The 11,216-nt window shown below is 64.2% G+C and carries 10 protein-coding genes; 8 read left to right on the forward strand and 2 right to left on the reverse strand.

Features of this window, described 5'->3' with window-relative positions; translation table 11 throughout:
* Nucleotides 1-176 precede the first annotated feature (176 nt).
* The 5 genes from PQR08_RS21225 (at nt 177) to PQR08_RS21245 (ending at nt 5,766) form a co-directional block, all read left to right on the forward strand.
* Nucleotides 177-1,310 carry an acyl-CoA dehydrogenase family protein gene (locus tag PQR08_RS21225; RefSeq protein WP_187605608.1) on the forward strand — a complete coding sequence of 378 codons (1,134 nt, stop codon included), beginning with the start codon at nt 177-179 and terminating at the stop codon, nt 1,308-1,310.
* A gap of 30 nt (nt 1,311-1,340) precedes the next feature.
* Nucleotides 1,341-3,047 (forward strand): AMP-binding protein, encoded by a 1,707-nt coding sequence (locus PQR08_RS21230; protein WP_250484377.1) that lies wholly within the window; start codon nt 1,341-1,343, stop codon nt 3,045-3,047.
* Nucleotides 3,048-3,062: 15 nt separating this feature from the next.
* Nucleotides 3,063-3,833, forward strand: coding sequence for an enoyl-CoA hydratase (locus PQR08_RS21235; RefSeq protein WP_238292818.1), 771 nt, complete (start codon nt 3,063-3,065; stop codon nt 3,831-3,833).
* Complete coding sequence (locus PQR08_RS21240) at nt 3,830-4,948, forward strand: enoyl-CoA hydratase/isomerase family protein (protein ID WP_250484378.1); 1,119 nt, start codon at nt 3,830-3,832, stop codon at nt 4,946-4,948. The genes PQR08_RS21235 and PQR08_RS21240 overlap by 4 nt, the downstream gene beginning before the upstream one ends.
* Nucleotides 4,949-5,055: 107 nt before the next feature.
* On the forward strand, nt 5,056-5,766 hold the full coding sequence (locus PQR08_RS21245) for a hypothetical protein (protein ID WP_250484379.1): 711 nt from the start codon (nt 5,056-5,058) through the stop codon (nt 5,764-5,766).
* Between the two features lie 80 nt (nt 5,767-5,846).
* On the opposite strand, the gene PQR08_RS21250 is transcribed toward PQR08_RS21245, so the two are convergent.
* Both PQR08_RS21250 and ydiK read right to left on the reverse strand, forming a co-directional pair.
* Entirely contained in the window at nt 5,847-6,389 is a 543-nt protein-coding gene (locus PQR08_RS21250; protein WP_187605195.1) for a DUF6572 domain-containing protein, read from the reverse strand.
* A gap of 191 nt (nt 6,390-6,580) precedes the next feature.
* On the reverse strand, nt 6,581-7,753 hold the full coding sequence (ydiK, locus tag PQR08_RS21255; RefSeq protein ID WP_250484380.1) for an AI-2E family transporter YdiK: 1,173 nt from the start codon (nt 7,751-7,753) through the stop codon (nt 6,581-6,583).
* Nucleotides 7,754-8,094: 341 nt separating this feature from the next.
* Here ydiK and PQR08_RS21260 point away from each other — a divergent pair, with 341 nt between their 5' ends.
* Genes PQR08_RS21260 through PQR08_RS21270 form a run of 3 tightly spaced genes read left to right on the forward strand, consistent with a single transcriptional unit; the run spans nt 8,095 to nt 11,114 of the window.
* Nucleotides 8,095-9,834, forward strand: coding sequence for a pyrroloquinoline quinone-dependent dehydrogenase (locus PQR08_RS21260; protein ID WP_408162246.1), 1,740 nt, complete (start codon nt 8,095-8,097; stop codon nt 9,832-9,834).
* Nucleotides 9,834-10,442, forward strand: coding sequence for a c-type cytochrome (locus PQR08_RS21265; RefSeq protein ID WP_029672413.1), 609 nt, complete (start codon nt 9,834-9,836; stop codon nt 10,440-10,442). Before PQR08_RS21260 ends, PQR08_RS21265 begins: the two co-directional genes overlap by 1 nt.
* A 24-nt stretch (nt 10,443-10,466) precedes the next feature.
* On the forward strand, nt 10,467-11,114 hold the full coding sequence (locus tag PQR08_RS21270) for an ankyrin repeat domain-containing protein (RefSeq protein WP_250484381.1): 648 nt from the start codon (nt 10,467-10,469) through the stop codon (nt 11,112-11,114).
* Nucleotides 11,115-11,216: the final 102 nt, after the last annotated feature.

Raw genomic sequence — 11,216 nt, forward strand, 5'->3', positions numbered from 1 at the left:
TGGCCAAAGCGCTCAGTTAGCGTGATCGTTTTGGGCATCGGCTAACGTCCGGCGATTGCCTAGACTCGTGCTCAGACGGCCCATCCGCCCTTCATCGACGACCCGGCGGCGGCCAGAAAGTGTATACGATCGATACGGCCCGCCGCCCCAGCCTCATTCACCGAAGACGACACATGATCGACGCATTCCTCACCGAAGAGCAGCGCATGATCCGCGACGCGGCTCGCCAGTTCGCCACCGAAGTGCTCGCGCCGAACGCGGGCCAATGGGACAAGGACGGCGCCATTCCCGACGCCGTCGTGCGCCAGTTGGGCGAGCTCGGCCTGCTCGGCATGGTCGTGCCCGCCGAACTCGGTGGCACCTTCAGCGACTACACCGCGTACGCGCTCGCGATGGAAGAGATCGCCGCCGGCTGCGCGTCCTGCGCGACGATGATGAGCGTGCACAACTCCGTCGGCTGCGGCCCGATCCTCGCCTACGGCACCGACGCGCAAAAGGCCGAATGGCTGCCGAAGCTGGCGAGCGGCGAGATCATCGGCGCGTTTTGCCTGACGGAGCCGCAGGCCGGCTCGGAAGCGAACAACCTGCGCGTGCGCGCCGTCGAAAAGGACGGCAAGTGGGTTCTCTCCGGCAGCAAGCAGTTCGTCACGAACGGCAAGCGCGCGGGCGTGGCGATCGTCTTCGCCGTCACCGATCCCGATCAGGGCAAGCGCGGCATCTCGGCCTTCATCGTGCCGACGGACACGCCCGGCTTCAACGTCGGCGCACCGGAGCACAAGCTCGGCATCCGCGCGTCCGATACCTGTCCGATCACCTTCGACGATTGTGCGATTCCCGCCGCCAATCTGCTCGGCAAACGCGGCGAGGGCCTGAAGATCGCGTTGTCGAATCTGGAGGGCGGACGCATCGGCATCGCGGCGCAGGCGCTCGGCATCGCGCGCGCGGCCTTCGATGCGGCGCGCGCCTACGCGAAGGAACGCGTGCAGTTCGGCAAACCGATCCACGAGCATCAGTCGGTCGCGAACATGCTCGCCGACATGCAAACGCAGATCAACGCCGCGCGCCTTCTGATCCATCACGCGGCGCGCATGCGCACGGAAGGCATCGCCTGTCTGTCGGAGGCATCGCAGGCGAAGCTGTATGCGTCGGAGATGGCCGAGCGCGTGTGTTCCGATGCGATTCAGATTCACGGCGGATACGGCTATCTGCAGGACTATCCGGTGGAGCGTCATTATCGCGATGCGCGCATCACGCAGATCTACGAAGGCACGAGCGAAGTGCAGCGGATGGTGATCGCACGCAACGTTTGACTCGCGCTTAAAAAAACGACAGGAGACGCAATGAACGACGCCCACGCTTTCATCGAAGCACGAGACTTTCTGTTTGCTCATCGCACCGATTACGACACCGCGTATCGCGACTTCAGATGGCCGTCGCTGGATCGTTTCAACTGGGCGCTCGATTATTTCGACCCGATGGCGCGCGGCAACGATGCGCCCGCGCTGCATATCGTCGATGAAGGCGGCGGCGAGACGCGTCTCTCGTTCGCGCAGATGAGCGAGCGCTCCGCGCGCGTCGCGAATCATTTGCGCGGTCTCGACGTGAAGCGCGGCGAGCGCATCCTGCTGATGCTGCCGAACCGCGTCGAGCTTTGGGAAACGATGCTCGCCGCGATGAAGCTCGGCGCGATCGTGCTGCCCGCGACCACGCAACTCGCGCCCGCCGACCTGCGCGACCGCATCGCGCTCGGCGGCGTGCAGCACGTGATCGTCGATGCGGCGGAGACGCAGAAGTTTCACGACATCGAGGTGCCTGGCCTGCGCATCGCCGTGGGCGGCGCGAAGGAAGGCTGGCTCGCGTATGAAGCCGCTTACGATGCCTCGCCTGAATTCGTTTCGGATGCCGTAACAAACGCGAACGATCCCTATCTGCTGTATTTCACGTCGGGCACGACGTCGAAGCCGAAGCTCGTCGCGCATACGCATCAGAGCTATCCGGTTGGCCATCTGTCGACGATGTACTGGATCGGCCTGCAACCCGGCGACGTGCACTGGAACATCAGCTCGCCCGGCTGGGCGAAGCACGCGTGGAGCTGCTTCTTTGCGCCGTGGAATGCGCAGGCGTGCGTGTTCATCTACAACTTCAGCCGTTTCGACGCGACTCGCGCGCTCGACGTGCTCGTCCGGCACGAAGTCACGACGCTCTGCGCGCCGCCGACCGTGTGGCGCATGCTCGTGCAGGAGCCGCTCGCGTCGTACGAGGTGAAGCTGCGCGAGATCGTAGGCGCGGGCGAGCCGCTCAATCCCGAAGTCGTCGAGCGCGTGCAGGCGGCCTGGGGCGTACCGATCCGCGACGGCTACGGTCAGACCGAAACCACCGCGCAGATCGCGAACACGCCGGGTCAGCGGCTCGTGCCCGGCTCGATGGGCCGTCCGCTGCCGGGTTATCGCGTGGCGCTGCTCGATCCCGACGACAATCCGGCGGAGGAAGGCGAGATCGCGCTCGTGCTCGATCCGCCGCCGCTCGGCCTGATGACCGGTTACGCCGACAATCCCAAAGCCACCGAGAACGCCATGCGCGGCGGCTTCTATCGCACGTCGGACGTCGCGGCGCGCGGCGCGGATGGCTATTTCGTCTATGTCGGCCGCGCGGACGACGTGTTCAAGTCGTCGGATTATCGATTGAGTCCGTTCGAGCTGGAGAGCGTGCTGATCGAACACGAGGCGATCGCGGAAGCGGCCGTCGTGCCGAGCCCCGATCCGCTGCGCCTGTCGGTGCCGAAGGCGTTCGTCACGCTGCGCCACGGCTATTCCATCGGACCGGAGCTCGCGAAAAGCGTGTTCGCGTTCTCACGCGAGCGGCTCGCGCCCTACAAGCGCATCCGTCGTCTGGAATTCGCGGAATTGCCGAAGACGATCTCCGGCAAGATCCGCCGCGTCGATCTGCGCAGACAGGAAATCGCGCGCACGCAGGATGGCGCGCGCGGCGAGTTCGAGTTCTGGGAAGAGGATTTCCCGGAGCTGCGTCAGACCAGCAAAGCCGACTAAAAAGGAATCCTCACGATGATCGAAGTCACGCGCGACGGTGCAACCGTCACGATTCGTCTCGCCCGTCCGCCGGCCAACGCGTTCACGGCCGATGGCCTCGCGACGCTGCAGGAGACCGTCGAAGGCCTGAACCGCGATGCGCACGTGCGCGCCATCGTCGTGACGGGCGCCGGCCCGAAATTCTTCAGCGCGGGCGCGGACCTCAATCAGTTCGCCGATGGCGACAAGGCGCACGCACGAGTCGCCGCGCAACGCTTCGGCGCGGCATTCGAGGCGTTGCAGAACGCGCGCGCGGTGACGATCGCCGCGATCAACGGCTATGCGATGGGCGGCGGACTCGAATGCGCGCTCGCCTGCGATATCCGCATCGCCGAGGAACATGCGCAGATGGCGCTGCCGGAGGCGTCGGTCGGGCTCTTGCCGAGCGGATGCGGCACGCAGACGCTGCCGTGGCTCGTTGGCGAAGGCTGGGCGAAGCGCATCATCCTGACGGGCGAGCGCGTGGATGCGCAGACCGCATTGCGCATCGGTCTCGTCGAGGAAGTGGTCGCGAGCGGCGGCGCATATGAAGCCGCCTTGACGATCGCGGCCCGCGTCGCGTCGATGAGCCCGGATGCCGTCGCATATTCGAAGCCGCTGATTCACGCCGCGCGCGAAGGCGTGCCGCGCCGCGCGGCACTGGCGCTCGAACGCGAGCGCTTCGTCGATCTTTTCGATGGCGCGAATCAGCGCGAAGGCGTCGCCGCGTTTCTCGACAAGCGCAAGCCGAAGTGGAGCGTGTCATGAGCACGCAGGGATTGTTGCGCGACGCGCCGGAGGTCGGCTTCGAGATCGTCAATCGCGTGGCGATCGTCACGCTCGACCGGCCGCACGCACTGAACGCGCTGTCGCACGACATGATCGCGCTTCTCACCGAACGCTTCGCGCAATGCGCCGCGGACGACGCCATCGCGGCGGTCGTGCTGCGCGGTGCGGGCGACAAGGCGTTCTGCGCGGGCGGCGACGTGCGCAAGCTCTACCACGCGGCGCGCACCGATCCGCATCACGAGACGCCGTGGCTGAAATTCTTCATCGACGAATATCGGCTCGATTTCACGGTGCATCGTTTTGCGAAGCCCGTGATCGCGCTGATGGACGGCATCGTGATGGGCGGCGGCATGGGGCTCGCGCAGGGCGCGGCGCTGCGCATCGCGACCGAGCGCACGCGCATGGCGATGCCCGAGACGCGCATCGGCCTGTTGCCCGATGTCGGCGCGACGCACTTTCTGCGCGTGCTGCCGCGCGATCTCGCGCTGTACGTCGGCCTGACGGGCGCGCGTCTTTCGGGCGCGGATGCGAAGCGCGTCGGGCTCGCGGACGAATGCGTGCCGTCGACATGGCTGCGCGCCTTCATCGAGCGCCTCGACAAGCTGCGCTGGGACGATGCACAGGATGCGATCACGCAACTAAAGCGTGTGTTCGTGCCGGCCGCGAACATCGAACGGCACGCGCCGCTCGACGATATCCGCGCGCAGATCAAACGCCATTTCAGCGTGTGCGCGACGGGCGGCGTGGAGCGCATCACAGCGTCGCTGGCGACGGACGAATCGGACTGGGCGCGCGCGACGCTCGCCACGCTCGAAAGCCATTCGCCGACGATGCTCGAAGTGACCTGTCACGCGCTCCTGCGCGGCCGTCAGATGACGCTCGCGGATTGCTTTCGGATGGAACTGGGCGTCGTGTACCGCGCAATCGACGACGGCGATTTCGTCGAAGGCGTGCGCGCGCTCATCATCGACAAGGACGAGCGGCCGCGTTTCGCGCCGACGACGCTCGCGCAGGTGCGCGCCGAACGCGTGCAGCACTTTCTCTCGTCGCCGTGGCGCCGGGAGATGCATCCGCTCGCGGACCTGTGCGCGTAATCTCCTGACGGAAATCGCAAGCAAATGTTTCTGCGGCGAACCGGCGAAATGGCCGATGGTCGAACGGGGCTTATCGATCATCGGACAATTCAAGAGGGGAACCGACCATGCCGAACCGTACGTCACGGCTCGCAGTTCTGTCGGCCGGCATCGCATTCGCGTTGATCGCGCCGGCCGCATCGTATGCACAACTCAATCTCCAGCAGTTCGGCTTCGGCAGCGGCAGTTCCGAAGTGGCCGGCGGCGCGAACGGCGCGGCGCAGCCTTCCGCGCTGAACTCGCTCGTGCAGGGCTATCTCGGCGCGAACCAGCAAGTGCTCTCGGGACAATCGAATCTTGCATCGGCGATGAGCATGTCGAGCGTCGCGAGCCAGGCGCAATCGGCGGCGGGCGTGTTGTCGGGCGCATCGGGCGGGAGCGGCGTGCCGAGCACGAGCGTGCTGTCGCAACTCGGCGGCACGCAGCAGAGCGTGTCGCAATCGTTGATGCAGGCGTTCACGAGCGGCTCCACGCCGCCGCCGACGGCCGCGAGCAAGCAAAGCTTCAGCGACGGTCTCGCCTCGCTCGGGCAGGGCGTGAAGCAGTACGCCGGATTGCAGTCGAATCTCGGCTCGGTGACCAATTCGATGAACATGTCGTCGCTCCTGCAGGCCGGCTCGAATCCGGCGACCGCGCAGGCTGCGAGCTATATCGCGCAATCGGCGCCGGGACAGTTGCAGTCGCTGGTGCAGACGCTCACGCAGGCGGTGCAGTACGCGAAGACCAATGGCATCTCGGTGCCGTCCGTCGCTTCGTCGGCATTGAGCGGCGTGAGGTAATCGGCGCGCGCAACAAGAAAAGCGGCGGGCTCAGGGTTGAGCCACGCCGCTTTTTGTTCGATTGCGCGGGATCGTTCGCTTCAGTGACTGGCGGCCTGTCGCATCACGAGCCGCCTGAGCACGGGCAGCGCTTGCTGCCGGCGCGTTTTGGGCGTCGGGGACGGGAGATATGAAATATCGGCGACATCCGCGAGTTGCTTGGTGAGCGGGTCCGCGTCGAGCACTTCGAGCGCGGGCGGCTCGACGGGTTCCGCATTGACGTGCTCCGGCTTGTCGACCGTGATGCCGAGCGAATGACGCACATCCACGCCGCGGATGTGCGCCTTGTAACCGGCGTCGGCGAGCACGCGTTCACGCGATTTCCAGAACTCGACCCCGGACGACGTCATGGGATGCATCGACACATATTCGACCACGATCTCATAGCCGCGAACCTTCGGATAGCTCAGCAGCAACTGTCCCGAACGAATGTAACGGATGTAGCGGTCGATCTTCTTCGTGAGCAAATCCTGATGCTCCTTTTCATCGCGCCAGTCGAGATCATCGAAGAGTCCGACATAAACGCGCTTGAAAAGAATATTCACTCCGATGTAATCGATGACTTCCACGTCACGCAAAGACATGGTCAATCCCCTGCGCCCTCAAACGGGCAAATAACAATGGAAGGCATTGTAACGGATTCACACCGTTGAATAATCGCAAAACGGCGCATTAACTCGGATAGAGTCTCATTTTAGTAAGACTCCGAATTTTCGATTTAAGCGCAATCTGATTGGCGAGAATAAAAACAACAAAATGTGAATCTATTTATCAATCAGGTCTGCCTTCTCGATGCATCCGCCAGATCCCGTGTGGACGTGGCTTTGGCGACTTCTTCGTTACTCGTCGCTTCGACTTGCGGCAGCGGCGGCTGCTCGTTGATCCACGCATTAAGAATCGTCGACGTCACCGCGAGAATCACGGGGCCGATGAATAATCCGACTATTCCGAACGCAAACATGCCGCCGAGCACGCCGGAAAGAATCAGCAGCATCGAGAGATTCACACCGCGCTTGATAAGAATGGGCCGCAGGAAATTGTCGAGCATGGCGATCATGATCGACCATACGAGCAGCAGCGACGCGGCGACATTCGAGCCGTGCCAGTAAAGAAATGCGACGCCGCCCAGAAGCGGCAGCAGCGGGCCGATTTGCGCGAGACACAGCATCAGCATGATGGCCGTGATGATGCCCGCGGCCGGCACGCCCGCGAGCGCGAGCCCGATGCCGCCGAGCGCCGACTGCGTGACCGCCGTCACGACGATGCCGAGCGCCACCGCGCGGATCGCGAGGCCGGCGAGCTTGACGGCTTCCGCGCCACGGCGCGCGGCGATGCGCGTCGCGAAGCGGGTGACGAAGCGTCCGGCCGCCTCGCCGTTCATATACAGAATGCCGGAGATGATGACGGTGATGACCATGTGCATCACGAACACGCCGACGACCGCGGCATGCGACAGCATCCAGCGCGCGGCGATCGTCACGTAGGGTTCGAGCTTCGCGAGCAGGCCGCCGGGGCCGGCGTCGGAGAGCGACTGCCATTCGGTCGCGACGCGCGCGCCCGCGAGCGGAATGTCGTGCACCCAGCCCGGCGGCGGCGGCAGCGCATAGGAAGGCAGGCTCTTGATGGCCGCCATGATCTCGCCGCCATGCAGCGCGAGCGTGGAGATCGCTTCATAGAGCGGCAGGACGATGACGATCAGCAGGATCAGCAGCATCACGGTCGTCGCGAGCCAGCGGCGGTTGCCGACGCGACGCTGCACGCCGACCATGAGCGGCCAGGTCGCGACGACGATCGTCGTGGCCCAGATGAGGCCCGGCAGAAACGGGCGCAGGACGTAGAGGCTGCCGACCGTGAGCGCGGTCAGGATCGTGATGACGAGCAGGATGCGCGCGATGTCCACCGGCTGGCGTGGATTCGGATTCGGCTGCCCGTTGTAAGGGATTGGCATGGTGCGTCCGGATGAAGGTGATGGTCGATGCGGCGCTCGGGTACGGGCGTAGCGCGCAGCGAGAGATGAACAAGCGATAAGCGAAAGCCGGCGATCCGGCAAGCTGTTCCCGGCGTAAGGGGCGCAACACAACGGCACGCCAATCCATACTACTAAAAATCGCGACGCGCCTGCCCCTGAAATACCCTTCGTCCGATGCGTGACGCGTCGAACGCAGTCTTTGCACGAAATCTGGAAATGCCTTTTTAAATTGCCTATTCTTTTTTGCGGGCGCAGAAGAGGGCAAGTGATGCCCCGCCGCGCACCACGAGGACGACACAAAAACTATTTGGGAGACTGACATGGCCGGTTTTTCCCGTACCTCGCTCGTTCCGCTCATTGTTGCCTTCGGTGCTTTCGGAATCGTGACATCGCACGAAGCCTCGGGCGCCGACGAAATCCAGAACACCAACACGACGCAAGCCGCACCGGTTCCGAGTTCGCTGCGACCCATCTCGCAGCAACAGCTCGACGGCGCCGCGGGCGACAGCGCGTCCTGGCTGCATTCGAACGGATCGTATGCCGAAACGCGCTATGCGCCCGCGACGCAGATCAATACGTCGAATGTGGCGAAGCTCAAGCCCGCGTTCATCTTCCAGACGGCGGTGATGGAGTCGATGGAAACCGCGCCGATCGTTTCGAACGGCGTGATGTTCCTCACCACGTCGTACAACCACGTCTATGCGATCGACGCGGTGACGGGCAAGGAGTTCTGGCATTACAATCACAAGATGGGTCCGGTCACGACCTTCTGCTGCGGCCCGAACAATCGCGGCGTGGCGATCTCGGGCGACCGGCTCTTCATGGGCACGCTCGATGCGAAGCTCGTCGCGCTCGACGCGAAGACCGGCAACGTGCTGTGGTCGACGCAGATCGCCGATCCGGAAGAGGGCTATTCGGAGACGATGGCGCCGGTGGTCGTCGACGACAAGGTGCTGATCGGCACGAACGGCGGCGAGTACGGCATACGCGGCTTCGTGAAGGCGTTCGATGCGAACTCCGGCCAGTTGCTGTGGACCTTCTACACGATCCCCGACACGGGCAGCGAAGGCGTGTGGGCGGAGAACGACGCGGTCGGCCGCAACATGAAGCGCGATATCGCGGCCGAGAAGAAGACGCTCGCGGAGAAGGGCGGCGACTTCAACAAGACGCTCGGCGGCGGCGTGTGGATGGCGCCCGCGATCGATCGCAAGACGCGCACGGTGTACTTCGTGGTCGGCAATCCGTCGCCGGACCTGTATGGCGCGATTCGCCCCGGCGACAATCTCTATACGGATTCGCTCGTCGCCGTCGATCTCGATACCGGCAAGTACAAGTGGCACTTCCAGTACATCGCGCATGACGTATGGGATCTCGACGCGGTGAGCCCGCCGATTCTCGTCGACGTGAAGGACAAGAACGGACAGATGGTTCCGGGGATACTCCACGGCGGCAAGACCGGCTTCGTCTACGTGCACGACCGCCGCGACGGCAAGCTCATCCGCATTTCGGAGGCGATGATTCCGCAGGAAGGCGTGTGGACCCTGCCGACGCCGACCGGCGCGCGCATGCTGCCCGGCGCGAACGGCGGCGTCGAATGGTCGCCGATGGCGTTCAGCCCGAAGACGCGCATGGCTTATGCGGCGAACCTGCATCAGCCGATGACGTATCAGGTCGAGGAAGCGGCGTATCCCGGCGGCAAGCTGTGGCTCGGCGGCGCGTTCAAGACGATTCCGTCCGAGCAGCAATGGGGCAGGCTCGTCGCGGTGAATGTCGATACCGGCAAGATCGCGTGGGGTTACAAGACCGATCAGCCGTTGATCGGCGGCGTGCTCGCGACCGCGGGCGGCCTCGTGTTCAACGGCGAAGGCAACGGGCTCTTCCGCGCCTTCGATGCCGCCAACGGCCGCAAGCTCTGGGAGTTCCAGTGCGGCGCGGGCGTCAATGCGCCGGCGGTGTCGTACATGGTGAACGGCAAGCAATACATCGCGGTCGCGGCGGGCGGCAACACGCAGCTCGACTTCAAGCGCGGCAACAGTCTGCTCGTGTTCGCGCTGCCTTGATGATGACGCGCGCGAAACGTGTGCGGGTCTGGCTCGTCTACGCGCTGTGGATCGTCGCGTGCGTGCTGCTGTCGCTGCCTTCCCTGTCCCGCGCGAATGCGCAGACGGCGGCCGCCAAGGCTGCCGTCTGCACCTCGTGTCACGGGCTCGGCGGCAACTCGACGACGGGCGATTATCCGTCGCTCGCGGGGCAGACATCGCGCTATCTCTATCTGCAACTGCGCGACTTCAAGGCGGGCCGCCGCAGCGATCCGCGCATGTCGCCGATGGCCGCGAACCTCACAACCGACGACATGCACGATCTCGCCGACTATTTCGCCGCGCAAAAGCCGATCGCCACCGACTTCAAGGCGGACCCGGTGAAGGTCGAGGCGGGCAGGAAGAAGTCCGAAGAGATTCTCTGCACGATGTGTCACCTCGGCGGCTTTTCGGGGCAAAACGAAATTCCGCGCGTCGCGGGGCAGCAGTATCCGTACATCGTGAAACAGTTGCAGGACTTCCGCGACAGGAAGCGCACCAACGACGCGGGCAACATGACGAGCGTGTCGAAGAATCTCACGGACGCGGATATCGAGAACCTGGCGAACTACATCGCGAATCTGCAATGACGCTTTACGAAGGCCCTTATAACGATGACAAACCCCCTTCGCTTGCTGACACTCGTTTTGTCGATGACATGCGCGTTCGCATACGCGCAGCAGGACGCCTACACGCTCAACGAACGCCTGCTTTCCGCCACTCGCGACGGTGATCAGGCGGCAGTCGCGCGTCTCATCGACGAAGGCGCGGCGATCGATTCACGCAACCGCATCGGCGACACGCCGCTCATCAGCGCGTGCAAGAAAGGCCTGACGCCGATGGCGCGCATGCTGATCGAGCGCGGCGCGAACGTGAGCCAGGCGGACGTGCAGGGCATCACGCCGTTGATGGCCGCGGCCTTCGACGGCAACGACGAAATCGCGGCGCTGCTCATCGCGCATCATGCGGATGCCGCCGCGACCGATCGCGTCGGCAAGACCGCGATCGAATATGCGGCTGGGCGCGGGCACACGGCTATCGTGCAGCGTCTGCTCGATGCGGGCGTCGATGTGAACGCGGCTTATCGTAATCACCTCACGGCGCTGATGTGGGCGGCGGGCTACGATCAGGAAGAGACAGCGTCGATGTTGCTCGCCCGCGGGGCGAAACGCGATCTGCGGGACGATCGCGGCATGACCGCGAAGGATATCGCCGAGCAGACTCATTCGGCGCATGTCGCGGCTTTGTTGTCGAAGGGGTGAAGGCGCATTCGGGTTTGTCGCCGGATCCCGATTTCTTTTTGGTTTATTAGCACTGCCCCTGTGCGGGGCGGCAGTCACTTTCTTTGCTGCTGCAAAGAAAGT

Source organism: Caballeronia jiangsuensis (assembly GCF_046030135.1).
In the GTDB taxonomy this organism is placed as follows: domain Bacteria; phylum Pseudomonadota; class Gammaproteobacteria; order Burkholderiales; family Burkholderiaceae; genus Caballeronia; species Caballeronia jiangsuensis.